This window comes from Verrucomicrobiota bacterium, from assembly GCA_016871675.1.
In the GTDB taxonomy this organism is placed as follows: domain Bacteria; phylum Verrucomicrobiota; class Verrucomicrobiia; order Limisphaerales; family VHCN01; genus VHCN01.
The window spans coordinates 1-21,566 of record VHCN01000048.1; the positions used below are offsets into that span (position 1 = coordinate 1).

Annotated in this window: 22 protein-coding genes and 1 tRNA gene; 18 read left to right on the forward strand and 5 right to left on the reverse strand. The window is 66.8% G+C overall.

The genetic code is table 11. The annotated features are described in order from the left end of the window. Positions 1-78 precede the first annotated feature (78 nt). Positions 79-447, reverse strand: a complete 369-nt coding sequence (locus FJ386_10730) for a CoA-binding protein (GenBank protein MBM3877183.1) — start codon at positions 445-447, stop codon at positions 79-81. A 186-nt stretch (positions 448-633) separates the two neighbouring features. Between FJ386_10730 and FJ386_10735 the strand changes: the two genes are divergently transcribed. The 6 genes from FJ386_10735 (at position 634) to FJ386_10760 (ending at position 7,014) form a co-directional block, all read left to right on the forward strand. Further along, positions 634-1,506: a DUF1559 domain-containing protein gene (locus tag FJ386_10735; GenBank protein ID MBM3877184.1), complete on the forward strand. Its 873-nt coding sequence runs from the start codon at positions 634-636 to the stop codon at positions 1,504-1,506. A 41-nt stretch (positions 1,507-1,547) separates the two neighbouring features. After that, positions 1,548-1,928: a hypothetical protein gene (locus FJ386_10740; GenBank protein ID MBM3877185.1), complete on the forward strand. Its 381-nt coding sequence runs from the start codon at positions 1,548-1,550 to the stop codon at positions 1,926-1,928. A 269-nt stretch (positions 1,929-2,197) separates the two neighbouring features. Continuing rightward, complete coding sequence (ilvB, locus tag FJ386_10745) at positions 2,198-4,099, forward strand: biosynthetic-type acetolactate synthase large subunit (protein MBM3877186.1); 1,902 nt, start codon at positions 2,198-2,200, stop codon at positions 4,097-4,099. A gap of 476 nt (positions 4,100-4,575) precedes the next feature. Then, positions 4,576-4,650 (forward strand) — tRNA-Thr (locus FJ386_10750). A gap of 35 nt (positions 4,651-4,685) precedes the next feature. Then, entirely contained in the window at positions 4,686-5,618 is a 933-nt protein-coding gene (locus FJ386_10755) for an amidohydrolase (GenBank protein MBM3877187.1), read from the forward strand. Positions 5,619-5,736: 118 nt separating this feature from the next. After that, positions 5,737-7,014 carry a Gfo/Idh/MocA family oxidoreductase gene (locus tag FJ386_10760; protein ID MBM3877188.1) on the forward strand — a complete coding sequence of 426 codons (1,278 nt, stop codon included), beginning with the start codon at positions 5,737-5,739 and terminating at the stop codon, positions 7,012-7,014. Here the strand turns inward: FJ386_10760 and FJ386_10765 are convergent. After that, positions 7,011-8,003 carry an amidohydrolase gene (locus FJ386_10765; GenBank protein ID MBM3877189.1) on the reverse strand — a complete coding sequence of 331 codons (993 nt, stop codon included), beginning with the start codon at positions 8,001-8,003 and terminating at the stop codon, positions 7,011-7,013. The two genes, FJ386_10760 and FJ386_10765, sit on opposite strands and share 4 nt — an antisense overlap. A 304-nt stretch (positions 8,004-8,307) precedes the next feature. Here FJ386_10765 and FJ386_10770 point away from each other — a divergent pair, with 304 nt between their 5' ends. The 5 genes from FJ386_10770 (at position 8,308) to FJ386_10790 (ending at position 12,671) form a co-directional block, all read left to right on the forward strand. After that, the gene (locus tag FJ386_10770; protein MBM3877190.1) at positions 8,308-9,240 is read left to right on the forward strand and encodes a glucosamine-6-phosphate isomerase; all 933 of its coding nucleotides are present in this window, start codon (positions 8,308-8,310) and stop codon (positions 9,238-9,240) included. A gap of 71 nt (positions 9,241-9,311) precedes the next feature. Then, entirely contained in the window at positions 9,312-10,094 is a 783-nt protein-coding gene (locus FJ386_10775; protein MBM3877191.1) for a thiazole synthase, read from the forward strand. After that, entirely contained in the window at positions 10,091-11,116 is a 1,026-nt protein-coding gene (gene rfaE1 / locus FJ386_10780) for a D-glycero-beta-D-manno-heptose-7-phosphate kinase (GenBank protein MBM3877192.1), read from the forward strand. The genes FJ386_10775 and rfaE1 overlap by 4 nt, the downstream gene beginning before the upstream one ends. Next, on the forward strand, positions 11,113-11,661 hold the full coding sequence (locus FJ386_10785) for an HAD family hydrolase (protein MBM3877193.1): 549 nt from the start codon (positions 11,113-11,115) through the stop codon (positions 11,659-11,661). The genes rfaE1 and FJ386_10785 overlap by 4 nt, the downstream gene beginning before the upstream one ends. 50 nt (positions 11,662-11,711) lie before the next feature. Further along, the gene (locus FJ386_10790; GenBank protein ID MBM3877194.1) at positions 11,712-12,671 is read left to right on the forward strand and encodes a hypothetical protein; all 960 of its coding nucleotides are present in this window, start codon (positions 11,712-11,714) and stop codon (positions 12,669-12,671) included. Between the two features lie 173 nt (positions 12,672-12,844). Here FJ386_10790 and FJ386_10795 read toward each other — a convergent pair whose 3' ends face one another. Next, positions 12,845-13,402, reverse strand: coding sequence for an HAD-IIIA family hydrolase (locus FJ386_10795; GenBank protein ID MBM3877195.1), 558 nt, complete (start codon positions 13,400-13,402; stop codon positions 12,845-12,847). Between the two features lie 132 nt (positions 13,403-13,534). Between FJ386_10795 and FJ386_10800 the strand changes: the two genes are divergently transcribed. Genes FJ386_10800 through FJ386_10810 form a run of 3 tightly spaced genes read left to right on the forward strand, consistent with a single transcriptional unit; the run spans position 13,535 to position 15,311 of the window. Next, positions 13,535-13,987, forward strand: a complete 453-nt coding sequence (locus FJ386_10800) for a tetratricopeptide repeat protein (GenBank protein ID MBM3877196.1) — start codon at positions 13,535-13,537, stop codon at positions 13,985-13,987. A gap of 12 nt (positions 13,988-13,999) precedes the next feature. Beyond that, positions 14,000-14,290 (forward strand): hypothetical protein, encoded by a 291-nt coding sequence (locus FJ386_10805; protein ID MBM3877197.1) that lies wholly within the window; start codon positions 14,000-14,002, stop codon positions 14,288-14,290. Next, positions 14,175-15,311, forward strand: a complete 1,137-nt coding sequence (locus tag FJ386_10810; protein MBM3877198.1) for a bifunctional riboflavin kinase/FAD synthetase — start codon at positions 14,175-14,177, stop codon at positions 15,309-15,311. The genes FJ386_10805 and FJ386_10810 overlap by 116 nt, the downstream gene beginning before the upstream one ends. A 27-nt stretch (positions 15,312-15,338) precedes the next feature. Here FJ386_10810 and FJ386_10815 read toward each other — a convergent pair whose 3' ends face one another. Then, positions 15,339-16,223 carry a dienelactone hydrolase family protein gene (locus FJ386_10815; GenBank protein ID MBM3877199.1) on the reverse strand — a complete coding sequence of 295 codons (885 nt, stop codon included), beginning with the start codon at positions 16,221-16,223 and terminating at the stop codon, positions 15,339-15,341. A 142-nt stretch (positions 16,224-16,365) separates the two neighbouring features. On the opposite strand from FJ386_10815, the gene nifS reads away from it, so the two are divergent. From nifS to FJ386_10835, 4 genes are all read left to right on the forward strand, one after another. After that, positions 16,366-17,601: a cysteine desulfurase NifS gene (gene nifS, locus FJ386_10820; protein MBM3877200.1), complete on the forward strand. Its 1,236-nt coding sequence runs from the start codon at positions 16,366-16,368 to the stop codon at positions 17,599-17,601. A gap of 18 nt (positions 17,602-17,619) precedes the next feature. Further along, the gene (locus FJ386_10825; GenBank protein MBM3877201.1) at positions 17,620-18,684 is read left to right on the forward strand and encodes a hypothetical protein; all 1,065 of its coding nucleotides are present in this window, start codon (positions 17,620-17,622) and stop codon (positions 18,682-18,684) included. A gap of 76 nt (positions 18,685-18,760) precedes the next feature. Next, positions 18,761-20,329 carry a methionine--tRNA ligase gene (locus FJ386_10830; GenBank protein MBM3877202.1) on the forward strand — a complete coding sequence of 523 codons (1,569 nt, stop codon included), beginning with the start codon at positions 18,761-18,763 and terminating at the stop codon, positions 20,327-20,329. A gap of 7 nt (positions 20,330-20,336) precedes the next feature. Next, on the forward strand, positions 20,337-20,591 hold the full coding sequence (locus tag FJ386_10835; GenBank protein MBM3877203.1) for an ATP-binding cassette domain-containing protein: 255 nt from the start codon (positions 20,337-20,339) through the stop codon (positions 20,589-20,591). 38 nt (positions 20,592-20,629) lie between these two features. On the opposite strand, the gene FJ386_10840 is transcribed toward FJ386_10835, so the two are convergent. Beyond that, positions 20,630-21,490: a PIG-L family deacetylase gene (locus tag FJ386_10840; GenBank protein MBM3877204.1), complete on the reverse strand. Its 861-nt coding sequence runs from the start codon at positions 21,488-21,490 to the stop codon at positions 20,630-20,632. Between the last annotated feature and the right edge of the window lie 76 nt (positions 21,491-21,566).

The window sequence follows — 21,566 nt, forward strand, 5'->3', positions numbered from 1 at the left end:
GAGGCGATCGTCCTCCAGCACACGCTCTCGCGGATCGTCCGCAAGGAGTGATCCGAGGGCGCGATTTCACCCCGCCGTTCAAAGCCCGGCCGGCGACTCGCCGACATCCACGATGCTGCAGGCTTGAATGACGTTCAGTCCGAGCCGCCCCGCTTCGGCAAGAACTTCCGGGGATTCCGCGCCGGGATTCAGCCAGCATTCGTCGCAGCCTTTCGAGGCGATTTCGGGCAGGAGCTTCAGGGTCACCGCAGGCGGGAGGTAAACGCTGATGCGGTCGAGCTTCGCGGGAATGTCGGCGAGGCGCGCGTAAACAGCGATGCCTTCGATGTTGGACTCTCTCGGGTTCACGGGGAAGACCGTCCAGCCCTGGCGGACGAAGGCGCGGACGGCCTTGTTGCCAAACTTGGAGCGGTCATTGGAGGCGCCGAGGATGGCGATGGCTCGCATCCGCGGAGTTTCGCGGAGCGGTTCTGTGGACGCAAACGCGATCTGCGAATCGGGCGGGTCACGTTTGCCGGCGGCACGAAGTGGGGTTGAATGAAACTGCGTTCCACCGTCGAGGCGCCGGCGTGATTGACTTTCCAATTCGCCCGATTAGCCTCGCCTCACCTCACCAATCCACGAGGCAAACTTATGAAACCGCAACTTCACGGTTCACAGCCCGGACGCGAACAACATTCGCTTGGGTTCACGCTCATCGAATTGCTCGTGGTCATCGCAATCATCGCCCTGCTTGCCGGGATGTTGCTGCCCGCATTGGCGCAAGCCAAGGAGAAGGGCCGACGCGCAAAGTGCATCAACAACATGAAGCAGATGGGACTCGGTTGGCTGATGTATAATGGGGATTTTGACGGGCGCCTGCCGCGGAACCCGGACGGCGGCGCCGCCGGGTCACCGGGGAATCGTGGCTGGGTCCGCGGCTGGCTCGACTGCCAGAACTCGACACCGGATAACACGAACACTGACTACCTGATAGGGCAGTCACAAGTGACCAACGGCTCCATCGGCTACGGTTACGTGGTGAGCGCCGAGGTTTACAAGTGCCCGTCGGACCGCAGTCAGGACAGCGCCTTCGGGAAGAACCTCGTGCGGTCGGTTTCGATGAACAGTTGGGTGAACCCCGGACGCGGGTTTGGCGCGCCGGACTTCGCTCCCGCCTTTGAGAGCTACCGGCGCGACGTCGACTTCGTCAAACGCAAGCCGCAGGACGCCTTTGTGTTCCTGGACGAGCGCGAAGACAGCCGCAACGACGGGTGGTTCTGGGTTTCGAGCCGCGGCTACGGCGCGACGCCCGTTCCCGCTGATTACTTGATCGTGGATTTTCCCGGGTCTTACCACGTGAAGGCCTCCGTCTTGTCCTTTGCCGACGGCCACGTGGAAATGCACCGCTGGGTGGACCCGCGGACGACGCCACCCGTGAGATTTCGTCAGTTGCTTCCGCTGTTTCAGGCGTCGCCAAACAACCTCGACGTGGCTTGGATGCAGGAGCACGCGACGTCGCCGTGATGGATCGCGAGGTCCGCCCTGTGGCGGCAACTGCTTACAGCATGAAAAGCCCGGTTCTTGCCTCGTTCGTAATCGTGCTGCTGGTGGCTTGCAAGGAAGAGCCACCGCCCTCCGCGCCGCCGCCCGCGATTGCCAAGCCGCCGGGTTCCACCAAGCCAACCGCCGCGCCTGCAAGGGATGACCAGCCGAAGGCGAATTTCGAGCCCTCAGCCCCCATCCCGGCGCGGGCCGAGAACCAACTGCCCAGCCGCGATGAAATCTACGAAGCCACGCGCAAGTTCGGGATGGACTTCAAGCGCCCCGCCTCGGGCATCGAGGAACTGGTCAGTCGCGGCTACATCAAGCCCATCCCGCCGCCGCCGCCCGGCAAGAAATACGTGCTCAACCAGCGCGGCGCGTCGCTCATGGTCGTGGACAAGTAGCGCGCCCGGCGGACGGCGGCGATTGGCGCTTCTTGGCCTGATTTGTGGCGGTTTCAGCCCTTGACCCGACTGCATCGATTGATATGCTCCACCGCCGATGAACGGACTCGCCCTTCAAGCCGCGCTGGTAGTCGTCGCCGTAACCGGCGATGCCGCCGGGTTTGCTTGTCGGGCGTGAGCGCCAGATTTCGACAACAACCCACGGCTGGAAACGGTCGTGGGTTTTTTGTTCGCCCGCGGCTGCGAACCGCCGGCAAACCGCAATACACATGAGCAAGACCGCCCAAACCGCCCAGTCCCGCGCGCCCAAGGCCGTGCGCCGGCCGGCAGACGCACGCGAGGTCGGCCCCGCCAGGTTCGGCCGCGACATCCTCGTCGAAGCCCTCGAGCGCGAGGGGGTCGAGGTCATCTTCGCGTATCCCGGCGGCGCGAGCATGGAAATCCACCAGTCGCTGACGCATTCGGCGAAGATTCGCACCATCCTGCCGCGGCACGAGCAGGGCGGCAGCTTCGCGGCCGAGGGTTACGCTCGGGCGACGGGCAAGGCCGGCGTCTGCATGGGCACGAGCGGTCCCGGTGCGACCAACCTCGTCACCGCCATCGCGGACGCCTACATGGATTCCTGTCCGCTGGTCGCCATCACCGGCCAGGTGCCGCAGGCGATGATCGGCCGCGGCGGTTTTCAGGAGACGGACATGATCGGCCTCACGCTGCCGATCGTGAAGCATTCGTATCTCGTCACCGACATCAACGACATCCCGCGCGTCGTGAAGGAGGCGTTTTACATCGCGCAGACGGGGCGCCCCGGCCCGGTGGTGATCGACCTGCCCAAGAACATCCAGCAACAGAAAGCCCAGCCCGTGTGGCTGACCTTTGACGAGATGAAGGCGGGCCTGCGGGGCTACCGGCAGCCCGACCTGCGCGCCGACGAGGTCGCGTTGCAGGAGATCCTCGGCCTCATCGAAAAGGCCGAGCGACCCGTGCTCTATTGCGGCGGCGGCATCATCACGAGCGGCGCGGCCGGCGAACTCCGGAAGTTTGCCGAGGCCACGCAAATCCCCGTGACCACCACGCTCATGGGCGTGGGCGCGTTCCCGGAGACGCACCCGCTCTCGTTGCGCTGGCTTGGAATGCACGGCGCCGCCTACGCGAACTGGGCGGTGAACGGCGAATACCAGCAACGCAAGAGTCCCGCCGAGCCGATGATCAAGCTCCAGGATGGCGCGGACCTGCTGCTGGCGTTTGGCGTGCGTTTCGATGACCGCGTCACCGGCAAGTTCGAGGAGTTCTGCAAGCACGGCACGATCGTGCACGTGGACATCGACGCCTCGGAACTCAACAAGAACCGCCGCGCGCACCTGCCCGTCGTCGGCGACATTCGCGACACCTTGCGCCGGTTGAACGCGCACATCACGCGCCGGCCGCCGGCCAGGACCTACGCCGCGTGGCACAAGCGGATCGCCGAGTGGAAGTCGCGCGCGCCGTTCCAATACGCCGTCACCCCCGAGATCGTGCAGAGCGACCACATGAAGGACCATCTTAAGGGACAGGAAGACCAGGTCATCCTCCCGCAGATGGCCATCGAGATGCTGTGGGAACTCACGCAAGGCGAAGCCATCATCACCACCGGCGTGGGACAGCACCAGATGTGGTCGGGCCAGTGGTATCGCTACAACTTTCCGAGGCAGTTCATCACGAGCGCCGGGCTCGGCGCGATGGGCTTCGGCTACCCGGCGGCGCTCGGCGCAAAGGTCGCCTGCCCCGACAAGCAGGTCATTGACATCGACGGCGACGGTTCGTTCCTGATGAACATTCAGGAACTCGCCACGGCGCACGTCGAGAAGATCGCCGCCAAGGCCATCATCCTGAACAACCAACACCTCGGCATGGTCGTGCAATGGGAGGACAACTTCTACGCCGGCAACCGCGGCCACACCTACCTCGGCAACCCTGACGACCGCGCGCAGATTTATCCCGACTACGTGCGCGTGGCCAACTCCTTCAACGTCCCCGCCGAGCGTGTCATGTTCCGACGCGACCTGCGCGCCGCACTCCAGCGGATGCTCGATGCGAAGACCGCCTATGTGCTCGACGTCGTGACGCCTTACAGCGAGCACGTGCTGCCCTTCATCCCCGCGAGCCGCACGGTGGCGGACATGATTTGGAAGTAGGCGGCGATTCGGGTGCAGGCTTTGGCCCCTGCCGGCTCGTTCAGGATCGGGCCAAAGCGCGGCTGAACACGCATTTCCCCAGATCCTCTGCAGTATTGCTCCACCCCCTGACACGCCCTTCGCACGGGCGTTTTATGGGACCGTAGAAAACCCCACAAACCGGGGCCTGGGAACCCCGGTTTGTGGCGAAAACGAATGGTGAGCGCATGAAAGCTGTATCCTCCATGCCCAAGCCGGAAGCCCTCCGCCGGCCCCATGCCGCACCCTGCGCGGCCCCCGCCATGGCGCACCCGAGCACCGGAACTTCAAGTGGCCGCCCCTCGAGTCACCTCAGACCCGCGCGTCGGCGACCTTGAAAACCACATGACACCACACGCCCGGTTCCTTGACCGCGCGACAGCGTCACGGCTACCTTGCGGCGTGTTCCGGCGGGGCTGATTTGATTCCAGCCGGGTCGGACGCCAGCCGGGGCGGACGCCAGTATAGCTCAGTGGTAGAGCAGCGGTTTTGTAAACCGTTGGTCGGAGGTTCAAATCCTCTTACTGGCTCCAGCGTCACAAGCCCGCGGTTGCCAACCCGCCACTTCATGAACCGCCGTCAATTCTTCGAACGCTCCGCGACCGCGATCGCCGCGACACTCGCGCCCCCCACGCTCTCGCCCGCAGCGCCCGCCAGCGCAGCGCCGGTGGTCGACACACATCTGCATTGCTTCGCGGGGAAGGACGACGCGCGCTTCCCGTATCACGAGCGCGCGCCGTATCGCCCCGAGAAATCCGCCACACCCGAGCATTTGCTCAAGTGCATGGACGGCGCGGGTGTGGACTTCGCGGTCATCGTGCATCCGGAGCCGTATCAGGACGACCATCGATATCTCGAACACTGCCTCGCCGTCGGTGGGCGGCGCCTCAAGGGCACGTGCCTGTTGTTCGCGGACAAGCCCGGCTCCGTGGACGCCCTCTCAGCGCTGGCGAGGCAACTTGGCGACAGGCTCGTCGCGGCGCGCATCCACGCGTATGCGCCGGACCGGCTGCCGCCCCTGGGCAAGCCCGAGCTGCGCGCGTTCTGGCGCGCGGCCGCGGATGCGGGGCTGATGGTCCAGCTCCATTTCGAGCCGCGCTACGCCGCGGGGTTCGAGCCGCTCATCGAGGAGTTCAAGCAGACGCGCGTGATCATCGACCATCTCGGCCGGCCGCTGCAGGCGACGATCGAGGAACACGCGCGCGTCGTGCGCTGGTCGCGTTTCCCGAACACCGTGATGAAGATCTCGTCGCTCCCCGAGCCCGCGCAGTATCCGCACCGAGACGTGCGGCCGATTGTCCGGCAGATCGCGGACGCGTTCGGCGCGGACCGGCTCATCTACGGCGGCGGCTTCGGCGAAGACGCCACGCCAGCATCCTATCGCGGGTATCGGGAGAAGGTGGCCGCGTTGCTCGGGCACCTGCCCCCGGCGGACATTGCGAAGGTGCTCGGCGGCACCGCGGCGCGGTTGTATGGCTTCGCGGGTCGCGCGGCGCGTTGAGCGCCTGCACGCGCCGGCGGGCTTGCCTTCGGCCGCGGCCGCGCCTACAACCGCGCATCCCGTGAATCACCGAATCCGCGACCGCATCCAACTCCCCATGAACACCGCCGCCCCGTCCATGAATCGCCGCCACTTCATCAAGTCCTCCAGCGCCATCGGCGCGATGGTCGCCGCGGGCACGCCGCCCGCCGTCTTCGCACAGGGCAGCCCCGGCGAGCGACTCGTCGTGGGCGTCATCGGCTTGAGCCGGGGGCTCGCGCACGTCAGCGGGCATCTCGGTGTGAAGAACGTCGAGGTCGGCTACGTGTGCGATGTGGACAAGAACCGCGCCGCGGGCGGGCTCAAGGCCGTGTCGGGCAAGCAGGAGCGCGAGGCAAAGTCCGTCGGCGACTTCCGGCGCATCCTTGAGGACAAGTCGGTGGACGCCGTGTCGATCGCGATGCCGAACTTCTGGCACGCCATCGCGGCGATCATGGCGATCCAGGCCGGCAAGCACGTGTATGTCGAGAAGCCCGGCTCGCATAATCCGTGGGAAGCCGAACAGTTGGTCGCAGCGGCCGCGAAACACAACCGCAAGGTGCAGATGGGCAACCAGCGCCGCAGCTACCCGAACGTGATCGAGGGCATCCAGAAACTCCGCGAGGGCGCCATCGGCCGCGTGCTCTTCAGCCGCACCTGGTATAACAACGCGCGCCGCGACATCAAGAAAGGCAAGCCCGCGCCGGTGCCGGACACGCTCGACTGGACGCTCTGGCAGGGACCGACACCCGAGCGCCCTTACAAGGACAACCTCCATCCCTACAACTGGCACTGGCACTGGCACTACGGCGGCGGCGAGCTGGCGAACAACGGCATCCACGCGCTCGACGTCTCGCGCTGGGGCCTCGGCGTGGACTACCCGCGGCGCGTCACCTTTCTCGGCAGCCGCTACCACTTCGACGATGACCAGGAGACGCCCGACACCGGTTCCGCGGTGTTCGACTTCGGCAAATCCGGCGCGTCGTGGGACGACAGCTCGTGCAATGCGCGCAAGGGCGAGAAGATCCCATTCGTCTCATTCTACGGCGACGGCGGCTCGATGATCATGACCGGCGGCAACGACTACACCATCTTCGACATGGACGGGAAGGAAGTGTCGAAGAAGACCGGCGGCCCCGGCGGCGGCGACCTGCCGCACTTCCAGAATTTCGCCGACGCCATCCGCAAGAACACGCCGCTCAACTCGCCGATCGTCGAGGGACAGAAGAGCACGATGCTCTGCCACCTCGGCAACATCGCGCTGCGCAGCGGCACCGTGTTGAACGTGGACCCGAAGACCGGCCGCATCCTCAACAACCCCGAGGCGCAGAAGTTCTGGAAGCGCGAGTACCGCCCCGGCTGGGAGCCAAAGGTCTAGGCCGGTCGCGCCACCCACTTGTAAGCCGCGCGCGCGTTCGCTGAGAAAAACCGGGCGGCTGCGCTCGATCCCTTCGCGGTGAAGTAATCGAGCACGACCTGTTGCACGGTCGCGCAACTGGCGAATCGTTCGCTCACGGGCCAGTTGCTGCCGTAGATGAGCCGCATGGCGCCGAAGCGCTCCCACACGGCGTCGAGCACGGGGCGGTAGAATTCCACATCGCGCGGCGCGGTGCCGTCGGTGCGGCCGGTGCCCTCGACGAGCGCGGAAACTTTGCAAAAGACCTTCGGATGCCGCGCGCAGGCGTCCATGCCGCGGAGCCAGTCGGCAGGCGGCGCCTTGCCGTCAATCTTCACGTTGGCGACGTGGTTGATGACGATCCGCAACCCCGGCAACGCGGCGGCAAGCCGGTCGGCGGCCGCGAGGAGCGCCGGGCCGCCGTTCAAGTCGAGTTCGAGGTCGTGCTCGACGAGCAGCGCAAGGTCGGCGAGTTTCGCCGGGTCGGCGAGCGACTTCACCACGCGCGGGTGCACGATGCGGATGCCCCGAAAGAGCGGGTTGGTCGCGAAGCGCTTCAACCCCGCGCGAAACTCCGCCGAGTCCTCGGGAAGGTTTCCGACGAACCCGACGATGAACGGGTCCTTCGCGGCGAGGTCGAGGATGAACTGGTTGTCCTCAATCCACGGGCTGGCTTCGACGACGACCGTGCCCGTCACCCGACGCGGCTGGGGCAACGCGCGATAATCCTTCGGCAGGACAGTGCGGTAGAGGAGCGGGTCGTTCCTGCCCGGCCACGGCACGCCCTGCGGCCGGGCCGGGTCGTAGAAGTGCGTGTGGGTGTCGATCAGCGGTCCGGTGACTTCCGGGACTGAAATGGTTGCGCAGCCGGCGGCACTTGCCGCGGCTGCAGCCCAGACGCCCGAGAGAAACTCACGTCGCGTGGTTTTCATCCGGTGCGGGAGAGGCGGTGCAACGGGGCTTCGACTCATTCAGCCGGTTCGCGAAGGGTCGTGGCCCTTCGCGCGGAGGGAGGACCAGCGTCATCGTGTGCCGCAGCGCCGGATCGTCCTCGATGACCAGTATTTTTCGCCTGGGCTTCGGGATGCTCGGAGTGCGCATGGGTTTGGAAGACCCGGCCACCTTTCGCCGCGTGTTCCCTTCGCCGCATCATTGAACGGGGCGAAGACGATTTCAACCGAGAAAACCGCCGGCCGGTTTTCGCACGGGCTAGGCCGTGGCCGCCCGTGGTTTTTTCTTCGCGCCCGGCGGGACCGCGTTTACAACTCCCGCATCATGGCACGCAAACTCTCGTCCATCGCGCCCGACTGGTGGGATTACACGACGCTCGATTCCGGCATCATCGCCGCGGCCGCCAAGCTCACGGTGGAGAAGTTGCAACGGCTCACCCGCCCCGGATTCAAGGTCGTGCTCTACGACACGCTCGAAGACTTCTACCTCGCCGAGGCGCTCGAATACATCACGGCGTGGAAGCAATCCACGCCCGACAACCCGGTCGGCATCTGCGGCCCCATCGGGCCGACCGAGCAGCTGCCGCTCGTCGCGCGCATCGTGAACGAACTCGGGCTGGGCATCCGCTCCGCGCACTTCTGGGGAATGGACGAGTGGTTCCTCGACGGACGCGAGACGCCCGTCTCGCATCCGCTGTCCTTCGAGAAGGCCGACCGCGAGATGTGCTTCAGCCGCATCCGCCGCGAACTCGTGATGCCGGATGCGAACCTGCACTTCCCCAAGGGCGACACGCGCGCCTACCGGGCGAGCTGGGACTCCGGCGTGCGTTGCGCCGTGATGCAAGGCGGGCAGGGCGACGTGAAACACTGGGCCTTCAACGACCCGCCCCGCCGCGCCGGCAAGTGGAAGCACTCGCCGCCGCCGCCCGCCGAGTATCGCAAACTCGCCACGCGCGTGGTCGACCTCCATCCGCTGACGGTCGCGCAAAACGCGCGCACATCCGGCGGCGGCAACATCTCGCTCGTGCCCACGCAGGCCATCAGCGTCGGCCCGGTCGAAACGTGGAAGGCGGAGAAAGTCTCCATCTGGCACGCCGGCACGCACGACAACCCGTTCGGCCAGCGGCTGACCGCGTTCATGATCTCGCAAAAGCTCCCCGACAGCTCCGTGCCGATGTCGCTGCTCGCGGACCATCCGAACGTGCAGTTCAACTACTACCGAGGCGGCATCGGAACGTGCGACGTGGAAATGCACTGACACGCGACCGCGGGGCGACGGGAAGAACTTGATGCTTCCGCGCCGCCAGCCGAACTCCTACGCTCGCCGCGATGTCGAAGCTGGTCATCGCCGGCCGCGAGTTTCGTTCGCGGCTCATCCTCGGCACGGGCAAGTTCTCCTCGCCCGTGGCCATGCGCGCCGCGCTGGACGCCAGCGGGTGCGAGCTTGTCACCGTCGCGCTGCGCCGCGCGGACCTCTCGGGCAAGGGCGACCCTTTCGCCAACATCCTCGATTTCATCGACCCGAAGCGCTACCTGCTCCTGCCCAACACCAGCGGAGCGATGACTGCGGACGAAGCCGTCCGGCTCGCCCGCCTCGCCGCCGCGGCCGGGCTGCCGAAGTGGGTGAAGCTCGAGATTCACCCCGACCCGCGCTACCTGCTGCCCGACCCGGTGGAGACGCTGCGCGGCGCCGAGTTGCTTGTGAAGGAAGGCTTCACCGTGCTCCCTTACATCAATGCCGACCCCGTGCTCGCGAAGCGGCTGCAGGACGCCGGCTGCGCGACCGTGATGCCGCTCGGCTCGCCCATCGGCTCCAACCGCGGCCTGCAAACCCGCGACCAGCTCCGCATCATCATCGAGCAAGCCACGGTCCCGGTCGTAGTGGATGCCGGCATCGGCGCGCCCAGCCATGCGGCCGAGGCCATGGAACTCGGCGCCGACGCCGTGCTCGTGAACACCGCGATTGCCGTGGCCGGCGACCCGTCAAGAATGGCCGCGGCGTTCAAGCTTGCGGTCGAGGCCGGGCGCGGGGCGTTTGAAATCGGCCTTGCCGCGCAGCAGCTCACCGCGGGCGCCACGAGCCCGATGACAGCCTTCCTCGACACGCCATGAAGCGCCGCGTCCACACGATCAGCGTTCCGCGCGTCCGCCGCCTGCTCGCCGCGGGCGCGCGCGCGCGGGTGCTCGTGGTGGGCGACGTGATGCTCGACCAGTTCATCTGGGGCCGGGTGTCGCGCATCTCGCCGGAGGCCCCGGTGCCGGTGGTGGAGTTCGAGCGCGAGAGTTTCATGCCCGGCGGCGCGGCCAACGTCGCGCGCAACCTCACCGCGCTCGGCGCGACGGCGGAACTTTTCGGCGTGACCGGGCACGATGCCGGCGCGCGGCAGTTGCTCGGCCTGCTGGGCGAGCAACGGGTCGGCTGCGGCGGGCTGCTCCCCGTGGCCTCACGCATCACGACCAAGAAGATCCGTGTGATCGCGCACCATCAGCACGTGGCGCGCGTGGATCGCGAGTCGCGTGAGGAACTGGACGCGAAAGCCGCCCGCCGGTTGTTGGAGGCTGCCGCCGAGGCCGTGCCTGATTCGGACGCCGTGATCGTGGGCGATTACGGCAAAGGCGTGGTGACGCAGTCGCTGCTGGACGGGTTGCGGCGCGTGTGCAAGGCGCGCGGCGTGTGGCTGAGCCTCGACCCGAAGCCCGTGCATCACCTCGACCTGCGCGGGCTCTCGCTCGTGACGCCAAACCGAAAGGAGGCGTTCGAACTCGCGGGCGTCCCCCAGTCCCCACGCGACATTCCGCCGCTCGAGGATGAGGCGCTGCTCGGCGTCGGCGACAAGCTGCTGCGCGATTTGCAGTGCGCGCTGCTGCTCATCACGCTGGGCGAGCACGGCTTGCTGCTCTGCCAGCGCGGGCAGCGGCCGTTCCATGTCGGCACGATGGCCCGGGAGGTCTTCGACGTGTCGGGCGCGGGCGACACGGTGATCGCCACGTTCACGCTCGCCATCGCCGCGGGCGCCTCGCCGGTCGAGGCGGCGCTTCTCGCGAACCACGCCGCGGGCGTCGTGGTCGGCAAGGTCGGCACCGCCACGGTCACTCCTGCGGAATTGGCGGACAGCTTTCGCCGCGAGCCATGAAGGCTGTCTTCCTCGACCGCGACGGCACGCTGATCGTGGACCGGAACTATCTGAGCGACCCGGCGCAAGTCGAGATGCTGCCCGGCGTGCCGCAGGCATTGAAGAGGCTGCAAGACGCGGGCTTCCTGCTCATCATCGTCACCAACCAGTCTGGCATCGGCCGCGGTTACTACTCGGAGGCGGACATGCACCGCGTCAACGCACGGCTGGTCGCCGCCTTGGAGGGCGACGGCGTGCGTTTCACGAAGGTTTACTTCTCGCCCGAAGCTCCCGAGGCGCCGAGTCGCGGCCGGAAACCGTCGCCGGCATTCCTGCACGATGCGCGGGACGAGTTCGGCGTGGACCTTGCGCGGAGCTACATGGTGGGCGACAAGCCCATCGATGTGCAGTGCGGCTGGAACGCGGGCGTGCGGCGCAGTCTGCTCGTGCGCACCGGCTACGGCGCGCAGACGGAGCGTGACTTCACCGGCCCGCGCCAGTCGCTCGTGGTGGTGGACGACTGCGCCGCCGCGGCGGATTGGATTCTCGCGGACGCCGCGGCGTGACGCGGGTTTTGCTGCTTGGCACGCCCTGCGGCGCGCACTAGACTGCGACCATGAAGTTCCTGATGCGGCTGCTGACTGCGGCGCTTGTTCTCGTTGCCGAGGCTTGGGCGCAGCCCGTTCGCATCGAGGTGGACGCGCCACAGGCTGTCTTTCTCTCCGGGGAGACGGTGCAACTCCTCGTCCGCATCAAGAACGCGTCCGGGCGTCGGCTCCATTTCGGCGACGACCCGGAGTGGCTGAGGTTTTCGCTGTCCACGCAGGATCGCAAGCAGGTGCCGAAGCTCCGTGCGCTGGATGTCTCGAGCGAGTTTGACCTGGAGCCGGGCTTCGAGGGAATCCGCAAGGTGGAAGTCACGCCCGCCTACGACTTGAATGCCACGGGCTTTTACACAGCCACGGCCACGGTCCGCGTGCGCGAACTCGGCGTCGAACTCACCAGCCCGGTTCCCTTCCGCTTCGAGGTCGTGCGCGGCTTGCGCCTTTGGGAGGCGGAATTCGGCGTGCCCCCGCGTGCGGGTGAGGCGGCGGCGGCGCCCGAGACGCGCCGGTTTGCGATCATCCAGTTGCGGATGGCCGACCAGATCCGCCTCTATTACCGGCTCGCGGATGCTTCGGACCAAAACCCGATCCGCGCCGTGTCGCTCGGGACTTACGTTGCGTTCGCCGCCCCCGAGGCGCAGATGGATCGCTACAGCAACCTCCACGTGCTCTACCAATCCTATCGCCGCTCGTTCACGCATTGCATCGTGACGGCGGACGGCGAACTCATCGGCCGCGCGACCTACGACTTCGGCAACTCGCGTCCGATCCTCAAACTCGACGAACGCGATCGCGTGGTCGTCTCCGGCGGCTTGCGCTTGGTCTCCACGAACGACCTTCCTCCCTACGACCCGCGGATGTTTCCGAAGCCGCCGCCACCGCAGGCGCCCGTCACGGGGCCGCCCACGAAGGACGACGAGAAGAAGGCCTCAACGAAGAAAGAACCTGTCGGGATCAAGCCCAAGAAGTGAAGCGGGCCCGAGGCGCGCCCATTCGGCCGCGCCGGCGTCGCGCCAAAGCGCCGCGGAGCCGGATTTCCGAAGCACCCTCACCGGCAACCGAACCGCTCGCGCGGGCGCAAACTCCACGCGCAAAAGAATCCCGCCGCTGGATGCGTGAGGCTGGCGCATGACGGCTCGGGATTTCACGCGACGTGACGGTGCGCGGCGACCGCGCCGGGCGAGTGGAATTGAAGAATCTTGCCCACCGCGCCCGCGAGCGACGGCACGACAAAATCATGATGCCCGCCGCCGTTCCACGGGGAACGGATGAGGACCGACGTGCAACCCGCGACTTCCGCGGCGGCGGCGTCCTGCCACTTGTCGCTCACCATGAAGCACCGGTCCATGTCGAGGTGCCACTTGAAGGCGGCCTCGATGAGCAACCCGGTGCGGGGCTTGCGGCAGGGACAACGGTCCGATTCCTCGTGAGGGCACACGAGCAGGTCATCCAGCGGCAACAGACGGCGCAGGCGGTCGTGCATCAGGTCCATCTCGCGCCGTGGCAGGAGCCCCTGCGAGACGAGGGGTTGATTCGTTGTCACGACCAGGACAAACCCAGCCGCCTTCAGTTGCTGGAGCGGGGCAGCGACCTCGGCGCGCACGCGAAACTCGTCGAACGTCAGCGGCGGCAACTGCTGGCCGCGGACGGTCTGCACTTCGTTGAGCACTCCATCCCGTTCAAAGAAGACAGCGGCTTTCATGGCTGAGAAACCAGCACAACGCTGGCCGCCCGCCGATGGACGTCCCGAAATCGGGTGAAGACCCGACTTCACTTTGCACCGGCCGCGATCCTTGCCGCGCCGCCTCCGTCCGCCTAGTGTCGGACACGACGCATGACCGACGCGCTTCAACGCTACGACGACGCGATGTTTGCCTTCAGCCAGGGCGACTACGATGCGTGCATCATGCTGTTGCGGGAAATCCTCGCGGCCGACCCGGCGCACTTCGACGCCCAACTCGCGCTTGGCATGGCGCTCTACCGCAAAGGCGACCTCCCCTCGGCCATCGCCGAGGGGCACAAGGCCGAGAAGCTCCGCCCCGCCGAGCAACTGGTCCACACCAACCTCTCGCTCTTCTACATGAAGTCCGGCAACAAGCTGACCGCGGAACATCATGGCTTGCAGGCGCGCATCGCCTCATGGAAGGGCAATATGAACTCGCCCGCGACCGCCGCGCCGCCCGACCCGGAACTGCAGCTCGTCCAGCCCAAGCCGGCCGCGATCAAGCTGCCGGAGAAGTTCCCCGACATGCCGTGGAAGAAGAAACCGCCCCCCGCGGCGCCGTAGCCTGAACTCAAGATGAAATCCTCCTTCGAACTGGCCATGGAGCGGCTCGCGAAGCAATCGCCGGTCGCCAAACTCACCGACTCGCAGAAGCGCCGGCTCGCCGAGCTCGATGCCGAATACAAGGCGAAGATCGCCGACCGGGAGATCTTCATCCGCGGCAAACTGCAAGAGGCCGCGGACAAGGGCGATGCCGAGGCGTTCGAGCAACTGCAGAAGCAGCTTGTCAGCGACCGCAAATCCGCCGCCGCCGAGCTCGAGGAAAGGAAGGAGCAGGTCCGCAACGAATCCAAGCCCGCTCCATGAAGTTCGAAGCTCCAGCCGGGCCGCCCAAGGGATCCACGACGGGCCGCGCCGGCAGTTTTTCCTTCACGCACCGCGCACCGCGCACCACGCTGCGCGGGTGAACGTCCTCCGGACCGCAGCCGAACTCGGCGCCGCGCCGCGCCGCGTGTGCCTCGCCATCGGCGTGTTCGACGGCGTCCACCTCGGCCACCAGCAAGTGATCCGTCAGACCGTCGCAGACGCCCGGCAGCACGAGGCGCTCGCCGTTGTGGTCACTTTCGACCGCCATCCGAACGCCGTCCTGGCACCGGAACGCACGCCGCCGCTCCTTTACTCGCTGCCGCAAAAACTCCGCGTCATCGGGTCGCTCGGCGTGGATGCGACGCTGCTCATTCGCTTCGACAAGGCGTTCAGCGAACAGACGGGCGAGGCGTTCGTCCGCTCGCTCGCCGGCGGCTTCGGGCACATCCACGGGGTGTGCGTCGGCGCGAGCTTCACTTTTGGACACCAGCGCTCCGGCACCGTGGCGTCCCTCCGCGAACTCGGCCGCGAACTCGGCTTCCAAGTCCATGGCCTGGCCGCGGTCTCGCTCGATGGCGAAGTCGTCAGCAGCACGCGCATCCGGGACGCCATCCGCGCAGGTGACCTTGATGGCGCGTCGCAAATGCTCGGCCGCGTGTGGTCGCTGTCAGGCGGCGTCGTGTCCGGCGCGCGATTCGGGCGGAAGCTCGGTTTCCCGACGGCCAACCTCGACACCGCCGGGTTGTTGCTGCCGCCGAACGGTGTTTACGCTGCGCGCGCGACCGCGGGCGGTCGCGCGCATCGCGCGGTCGTGAACATCGGCGTCCGCCCGACGGTCGCGCCCGCGGCCGCGGCGCAAGTGGAGGCGCACTTGCTCGATTTCGACGCCGACCTCTACGGGCAGGAATTGGAAATCACGTTCATCGAGAAGCTTCGTGACGAGCGCAAGTTCCCGTCGCTCGATGCGCTCAAGACCCAGATTGCCGCGGACATCTCGGCGGCACGGGCGTTGTTTGGATAGATGCGGGCTCGCGCCCGCCGGACGCCGCTACTTCTTCGCGGACAGCTTCGACTTCATGAAGTCCACCACGCCGCCGAGGATTTTCTCGCGGTCCACTCCTTGGAAATAGTGGTCGGTGTCATACCACTCGACCTTCGCGGTCGCGCCCGCGGCCTTGTGCAGCGCCTCGGCGAAGGGCGGGAAAACGATCGTGTCCTTGCGGCCGTTGATGAAGAGCAGCGGACGCGGGACGTAACCGCCGACGTTGTGCGCGGGGTCGAGCGACGGCGGCGATTTCTTGTCCGCGCCCGGCACGGGCGGGAGACCGAGGAAGCCGACGAGGTTGCCGCCGCCGCCGATGGAGGCCAGGGCCTTCACACGCGGGTCATGCGCGGAGTAAGTGATGCCGGTGATCGCGCCCCAGCTGAAGCCGATGTAGCCGAGTCGGTCCTTGTCCACGTCGTCGCGCGAGGCGAGGTAGTCGAAGGCCCGGCTGTAATCGCCGCAGTGCTGGCGAAACCACTTGTGGACGGAGGACGGGTCGAGCAACGAGGTTTTCTCCGGGCCGGCCGCGTCTTTGCGCTCGCCGCGGTTCGGCGCGTCGATGCCGAGCGCGATGACGCCTCGCGAGGCGAGGATGCGGCAGGTCTGCACGATGTATTCGGCTTGTTTCTTGTCGCCAATGCCGTGCTGCACCAGCACGGCGGGCGCGCGGCCCGTGGGGTTTCGCGGAAGGTAGAGGTGTCCCGGCACGCGATCGCCCTCGATGCCGTTGAACTCGACGCGGACGAGCGTGAATGAGTCCCGCTGGTCGAGTTGCTTTGCCTCGGCCTGCAGCGGCGAGGCGTGGTCCACCCGGAACGGCGCCTCGGCGGAACGGGACGCGGCGGGGGCGGACGCAACCAACACAAGCGCAATGAGTCGGCGAAGCATGGCGAGTTGATGCCCTGCCGCGGGGCGGACGTCAAGCCGCGTGGTCCCGACATCCCGGCACTTGCGCGCTTGCGCAACGGCACGCCGCGCCTAGACTGGCGGCCCATCGAGTCCGGCCGCGTTGGGCCGGGCCGGGTCGAACATGAACCAGCGCGCCGTCCATTACTTCGACAACAACGCCACTACGCGCATCGCGCCGGAGGTGTTCGAGGCAATGCGCCCGTTTCTCACGGACCTCTGGGGCAATGCATCGAGCGGTTACCACTTCGGGCGGCAAGTCGCCCGGCATGTTGACACCGCGCGCGAACAGCTCGCCGCGATGCTCAACGCCGAGCCGGGCGAAATCGTCTTCACGAGCTGCGGGACCGAGTCGAGCAACGCCGCGCTGCACAGCGCGCTGGTCACCCAACCCGGCCGGCGCCACGTGCTCACCACGGCCGTCGAACATTCGGCGAACATGAACTTCGGCGCCTACCTCGATCGCCGCGGCTACGAAGTCACCTACCTGCCGGTTGATTCCGACGGCGCGCTCGACCTGCACCTGGTCGAGAAGTCCATCCAGCCCGACACCGCGATCGTGTCCGTGATGTGGGCGAACAACGAGACCGGCGTGCTGTTCCCGATCGAGGAGATCGCCGCAATCTGCCACAGCAAGGGCGCGATCTTCCACACCGACGCGGTGCAAGTCGCGGGCAAGCTGCCGATTGATGTTCGCGCGCTCGATTGCGATTTCCTTTCACTCTCCGCGCACAAGATGCATGCGCCGAAGGGGATCGGCGCGCTCTTCGTGAAGCGCAACGCCAGGTTTCAACCCTATCTCATCGGCGGCCAGCAGGAACGCGGGCGCCGCGCAGGCACCCAGAATGTCCCCTACATCGTCGGCTTCGGCCGGGCGGCCGAACTCGCGACGGCGAACCTGCGCGAGGAAGACACGCGCATCCGCGGACTCCGCGACCGCTTCGAGCAGGCCGTCCTCTCGATGATTCCAACCTGCGTGCGCAATGGCGCGAAGGAACCGCGGCTTCCAAACACGAGCAACATCGCCTTCGAATCCGTGGAGGCCGAGGCGGTGCTGATGCTGCTCGACCAGGAAGGCATCTGCGCATCGAGCGGTTCCGCGTGCACGACGGGCTCGCTGCATCCGTCGCACGTGCTCACCGCGATGGGCGTGAACGCGCGCCGCGCCCGCGGAAGCGTCCGGTTCAGCTTCGGCATTGACAACACAGCCGCCGAGCTCGACCACTTGCTCGCCAAGCTCCCGCCCATCATTGCGAAGCTGCGGGCGATGCCCCCGACGAGGCCGCAATCCGCCGCCGCCGCGTCCCACGACCACGCCGGGACGGACCCGAGGATGGCCGGCGAACCCGTCGAGGCTTGACCCGTCCACGAGCGCGGCTTGCTCCGAGTGCCCGACCTCATGGCCGAATCCACGCATCCCGCCGCTTCACCGATGCCCAAGCGTCCCGCCTCCGACCCCGGGCGCACCGTGGACATGCACGTTCACATCGTGGGCAATGGCTCCGCCGGCACGGGTTGCTGGGTGCGCGTGCTGCCTTCGAAATGGCCGCTCTATTCCGTGATGCTCCGGCACATCGGCCTGCCCGTGTCCGCGTTGAAGGGCGATCTCGACCGCCTCTATGCCGACCGGCTTGCGCAGCTCGCGCGCGAGTCGTCGCTCGATGCCATTGTCATCCTCGCGCAGGAACAGGTTTACGACGAACAAGGCCGGCTGATGAAGGGCGTGGGAAGCGCCTACGTGCCGAACGACTACGTGCTCCGGCTCGCGCGCGACAACCCGGCCTTCCTTCCCGCGGTCTCGATTCATCCCGCCCGCGCGGACGCCCTGGAGGAACTCGACCGCTGCCTCGCGGGCGGTGCCGTGATGATGAAAATCCTCCCGAACTGCCACAACATCGACTGCAACCTGCCGCGCTACCGGAGGTTTTGGGAGCGGATGGCCGAGTCGGGACTGCCGCTGCTCGCGCACACGGGGGGCGAACACACGATGGAGGTTGTCCGCCCCGACCTCGCGGACCCGCGCGGGCTGGTGCTGCCGCTCGAGTGCGGCGTCACCGTCATCGCCGCGCATTGCGCGACCAAGAGCGGGCTGTTCGACCCGCAATACTTCGACGTGATGGCCGGGATGTTCGAGCGGCACGCGAACTTCTACGGGGACATCAGCGCGTTCAACGTCCCCATCCGCGGCAGCGTCGTGCCGAAGTGCCTGCGCGAACCGGTGCTCAGCCGCATGGTGCATGGCAGCGATTATCCGGTGCCGGTCTTCGGCCACTGGGCGTGGATGCAAGGATTCGTGTCGTGGGCCGACTTCCGCGCGTGGGAGAACAATCCGAACATCCTGGAGAAGGACTACCAGCTCAAGCGCGCGATGGGCTTCCCGCCCGAGGTCTTCACCCGCATCAACCAGCTCCTGCGCAAGCCGCCGCGTGCCGGGACGCGCTGAAATCATTGCACCCACCGGACGCTCGCAGCCTCCGGCTGTTGCCTTCGACTTCCCCATGGCCCACACTCCGCCGCGCATGGGCAAACGGTTCTACATCACCACCGCGATTGACTACGTCAACGGCCAGCCGCACCTCGGCCACGCCTACGAAAAAGTCGTCACCGACGTGATCGCCCGCTCGCGCCGCGCGATGGGCGTGGAGGTGTTTTTCCTCACCGGGCTCGACGAGCACGGGCAAAAAGTCCAGCAGACCGCTCAAGCCGGGGGCCGGACGCCGCAGGAATTCTGCGACGCGCTCGCCGTGCAGTGGCAGGCATGCGCGGCGACGGTGGGACTGAGCAACGACGACTTCATCCGCACCACGCAACCGCGCCACAAGTCCGTCGTGGCCGCGCTGCTGCACAAGCTTCACGCGAGCGGGGATCTCTACAAAGCCGCGCATCGCGGCTGGTATTCCGTGCGGCAGGAGACGTTTCTCACCGACAAGGACCGCAACCCCGACGGCACGTGGCCCGAAATCTACGGCGAAGTGAAGGAACTCGCGGAGGAGAACTGGTATTTCAGGATGAGCCGGCATCAAGCGTGGCTGATTGGGTATCTGGAGGCGAATCCCGGATTTGTGCAGCCCGACTTCCGGCGGAACGAGGTGCTCGGCTTCCTCCGCGGCGAGGCGCTCGGCGACCTCTGCATCACACGCCCGCGCGCCCGGCTCGAGTGGGGCATCCCGATTCCCTTCGACCCGGACTACGTGAACTACGTGTGGTTCGACGCGCTGGTGAATTACGTCAGCGCCGCCGCCGACCACGGCGACCCCGCCGTCCTTGCGGCCTGCGCCAACCCGGAACGGCGGGCCAAGAACTCCCAACTGAGCCTGTGGCCCGCCGACATCCACGTCATCGGCAAGGACATCATCAAGTTTCACGCCGTCTACTGGCCCATCATGCTCAAGGCCCTCGGGCTCGCGCTGCCCGGGCAGATTCTCGTCCACGGCTGGTGGCAGAAAGACGGCGAGAAAATGAGCAAGAGCACGGGCAACGTCGTGGACCCCGTCGCCGTCGTGGCCGAGTGGGGCGTGGACGCCTTCCGGTTTTTCGTCGTGCGCGAGCTGGCCATCGGACCGGACGGCAACTGGACGGACGAGGGCTTCGCCGCCCGTTACCACGCCGAACTCGCCAACGGCCTCGGCAATCTCGTCAACCGCTCGCTCTCGATGCTCAAGCGTTATCGCAACGGCATCGTCCCGGCCCGCCACGACGAACTCGCGCCCGACGCCGCGCGCGCCGTCCACGCAACGCTCGCGCATCTCAAGGACAACCAGCTCCAGGCCGCGCTGCTCTCCATCTGGGAACTCGTCACCCGCGCCAACCAATACGTGGACCAGACGGCGCCCTTCAAACTCGCGAAGGATCCCGCCCAATCCGCGCGCCTCGATGAAGTGCTCTACAACCTCGCCGAAACCTGCCGCGTGCTCTCCGTGTTGCTCCTGCCATTCATTCCCGGCACGAGCGCGAAGATTCACGCGCAACTCGGACTGCCTGCGGCGCCGGCGCGATTCGACGAAGCGGGATGGGGCGGACTCACCGCGGGCCACGCGCTCGGCGAACCCGCCGCGCTCTTCCCTCGCAAGGACACGCCACGGAAATGAGAACGCCGTGATCGAGGTCATCAATCTCACCAAGCTCTACGGCGACTTCGCGGCCGTCACGGACCTGTCCTTCACCGTGAACCCCGGCGAAGTGATGGGGCTCGTCGGCCCGAACGGCGCGGGCAAAACCACCACGCTGCGCTGTCTTTCCGGCATCATCCCGCCCACACGCGGCGCGCTCGCCGCCATGGCCGGCGCGGGCGTGTGGGTGCTCGGCCTGCTGTTCGATCGCCTGGACCTTTCGGCGGAAACCGCGGCCTGACGCGTGCCACAAGCCACCAGCCTTCGTCGTTCGGAAGCTCAACCGCCGAACAACGTCGCGGCATTCTCCACCGCCGCGAGTGCGCGCCCGTGATCCAACACGTCGTGCACGGACGCGCCCTGCCATCGCCTCAGCCGGTAGAGCGTGGCGAATGGGAATTCCGGCGCCGCACCGCCCTGGCCGCCGACCACTTCCGCGCCGCGCCGCACGTTGTCCATCATCCACGCGGGAACCGACAGGTGATAGGGATTGCGGCGCACTTCGCCGACGTGAAACGTCAGCGCCGTGATCAGGTCGCCGAGGTCGCGCGGACTGATCTCGACCAGCAGGTTCGGCGCGGCCATCTGCCCCCAGAATTCGGTCTCGACCAGGCTCGTGCTGAACTCCGGCCCAAGCGTCCGCAACGCATCCATCACGAGGTGATGCGTGCCGATGTGCGTGCTGTTCCAGTCGTGCTCGTGCGGGAAGAGGATCACCCGCGGCCGGTGCTCGATCAGCAGGTCGGCGATGATTTCGACGCACTGCGCCCAGTGCGCGGGTTCCGAGGTTCGCGAACTCACGTTCACCCTTTCAAGACCCGACGGCAGGGTTTGCAGCAGGCCGAAGCCGATGCACTCGCAGCATCGCTTGAGTTCGGCGAGCCGCTCGGCCTGCCGCTCGCGGCTGCTTCCGAGCGTGACGGCGACGTTAAGGACCTTCCAGCCCGCCTCGCGAAGCAACCGGAGCGCGAGTCCGCCGATGATCACCTCGTCATCGGGATGCGGTGAGAAGATGAGTGCGCGCGGCGCGTCGGCCCGAATCTCGGGCCGCGGGCAGGGAGGAAATCCGCCGACCGGCCAGGCGCGGGCTTCGCGCGCGAGGCGCGCGTATTCGGAAACGAGCGTGGCGTAGGGATTCATGGTCGTGCGCGCAGTGTGCGGAAGGGCTCCGGAATTGCAACTTTCGCGCCGCCGGCTCCTCTGTTAGCTTCCGTGG

What these genes read in the sequence shown, in the direction of transcription:
- FJ386_10730 (MBM3877183.1), bottom strand. Translation starts at nt 447, where the DNA reads ATGCGAGCCATCGCCATCCTCGGCGCCTCCAATGACCGCTCCAAGTTT.
- FJ386_10735 (MBM3877184.1), top strand. Translation starts at nt 634, where the DNA reads ATGAAACCGCAACTTCACGGTTCACAGCCCGGACGCGAACAACATTCG.
- FJ386_10740 (MBM3877185.1), top strand. Translation starts at nt 1,548, where the DNA reads ATGAAAAGCCCGGTTCTTGCCTCGTTCGTAATCGTGCTGCTGGTGGCT.
- ilvB (MBM3877186.1), top strand. Translation starts at nt 2,198, where the DNA reads ATGAGCAAGACCGCCCAAACCGCCCAGTCCCGCGCGCCCAAGGCCGTG.
- FJ386_10755 (MBM3877187.1), top strand. Translation starts at nt 4,686, where the DNA reads ATGAACCGCCGTCAATTCTTCGAACGCTCCGCGACCGCGATCGCCGCG.
- FJ386_10760 (MBM3877188.1), top strand. Translation starts at nt 5,737, where the DNA reads ATGAATCGCCGCCACTTCATCAAGTCCTCCAGCGCCATCGGCGCGATG.
- FJ386_10765 (MBM3877189.1), bottom strand. Translation starts at nt 8,003, where the DNA reads ATGAGTCGAAGCCCCGTTGCACCGCCTCTCCCGCACCGGATGAAAACC.
- FJ386_10770 (MBM3877190.1), top strand. Translation starts at nt 8,308, where the DNA reads ATGGCACGCAAACTCTCGTCCATCGCGCCCGACTGGTGGGATTACACG.
- FJ386_10775 (MBM3877191.1), top strand. Translation starts at nt 9,312, where the DNA reads ATGTCGAAGCTGGTCATCGCCGGCCGCGAGTTTCGTTCGCGGCTCATC.
- rfaE1 (MBM3877192.1), top strand. Translation starts at nt 10,091, where the DNA reads ATGAAGCGCCGCGTCCACACGATCAGCGTTCCGCGCGTCCGCCGCCTG.
- FJ386_10785 (MBM3877193.1), top strand. Translation starts at nt 11,113, where the DNA reads ATGAAGGCTGTCTTCCTCGACCGCGACGGCACGCTGATCGTGGACCGG.
- FJ386_10790 (MBM3877194.1), top strand. Translation starts at nt 11,712, where the DNA reads ATGAAGTTCCTGATGCGGCTGCTGACTGCGGCGCTTGTTCTCGTTGCC.
- FJ386_10795 (MBM3877195.1), bottom strand. Translation starts at nt 13,402, where the DNA reads ATGAAAGCCGCTGTCTTCTTTGAACGGGATGGAGTGCTCAACGAAGTG.
- FJ386_10800 (MBM3877196.1), top strand. Translation starts at nt 13,535, where the DNA reads ATGACCGACGCGCTTCAACGCTACGACGACGCGATGTTTGCCTTCAGC.
- FJ386_10805 (MBM3877197.1), top strand. Translation starts at nt 14,000, where the DNA reads ATGAAATCCTCCTTCGAACTGGCCATGGAGCGGCTCGCGAAGCAATCG.
- FJ386_10810 (MBM3877198.1), top strand. Translation starts at nt 14,175, where the DNA reads ATGCCGAGGCGTTCGAGCAACTGCAGAAGCAGCTTGTCAGCGACCGCA.
- FJ386_10815 (MBM3877199.1), bottom strand. Translation starts at nt 16,223, where the DNA reads ATGCTTCGCCGACTCATTGCGCTTGTGTTGGTTGCGTCCGCCCCCGCC.
- nifS (MBM3877200.1), top strand. Translation starts at nt 16,366, where the DNA reads ATGAACCAGCGCGCCGTCCATTACTTCGACAACAACGCCACTACGCGC.
- FJ386_10830 (MBM3877202.1), top strand. Translation starts at nt 18,761, where the DNA reads ATGGGCAAACGGTTCTACATCACCACCGCGATTGACTACGTCAACGGC.
- FJ386_10840 (MBM3877204.1), bottom strand. Translation starts at nt 21,490, where the DNA reads ATGAATCCCTACGCCACGCTCGTTTCCGAATACGCGCGCCTCGCGCGC.